We start from the raw sequence: 756 nt of genomic DNA on the forward strand, positions 1-756 counted from the left end.
CGCCATGCCGATCAACACCTGCACCTTTATGTTGATACTCGAGGCGCTTAACAAAATCATCCCATGTTTCACGGGATAATTCGCCGCCGTCTGCCAGTGATGTAAAATCAGTCATTATTCAAGCCCCTGCATATATTCACTGCCCGTTCGCACATATCAGCATCAAACCAGCCGAAGTGGCATTCATTGAAACTGATGTTTAATTGACCTGCTAGCCACTGATACGCCTCCGTGCGCTCCAAATTCCGACTCCTGACTACATCATCGAAATACCGATGTGCCGATGCTCTGGCTTGTCGTGTTTTCTTATCCGCCAGTGACCCCATAGGGATATCCGTTCCCGGATGAATGCTGACACGCGCACCACATGTCCAGCAGTGATATAACCACGGCCAGCGGTTATCGTAGATGCGTTTAAACACATTCAAATGATGCTCAATCTGTACGTGTCTTCCGCAATAACGGCAGTGTGTCGGAATGGGGTAGGGGTCGTTAACTCGTTGTACCGCTCTGGGATTTGGGTTCCATGGGGTGAACTGCATGTTGTGTCCTCCCGAATTTTGGTTAATACTCCTCCCGCCGCATAGCAGCGTAGTGATAGGGTGGGGTTAGGTGGTTCTGTTTGGGTCGTCGAGTACTAAAACTCGGTGTATGTCCGTGAGTCAGTGAGGACAGGGCTTTCCTTCAATTCTTTCATTCTGATTCCTGTCACTTCCTTGCACTTTTGCTGCAATTCTGGGTATCCATCCAATGCGT

General features: G+C 49.2%; 1 protein-coding gene. It reads right to left on the minus strand.

Annotated features, from left to right (window positions below):
• Nucleotides 1–107: 107 nt before the first annotated feature.
• Entirely contained in the window at nucleotides 108–542 is a 435-nt protein-coding gene (locus PSI23_RS21720; protein ID WP_273557013.1) for a zinc-finger-containing protein, read from the minus strand.
• Between the last annotated feature and the right edge of the window lie 214 nt (nucleotides 543–756).

Origin of the sequence: Xenorhabdus yunnanensis, from assembly GCF_028598805.1 — a bacterium.
Taxonomy (GTDB): domain Bacteria; phylum Pseudomonadota; class Gammaproteobacteria; order Enterobacterales; family Enterobacteriaceae; genus Xenorhabdus; species Xenorhabdus yunnanensis.

Bases quoted from the DNA above. Each gene is read 5' to 3' on its own strand.
- PSI23_RS21720 (WP_273557013.1), bottom strand. From the start codon at position 542: ATGCAGTTCACCCCATGGAACCCAAATCCCAGAGCGGTACAACGAGTT.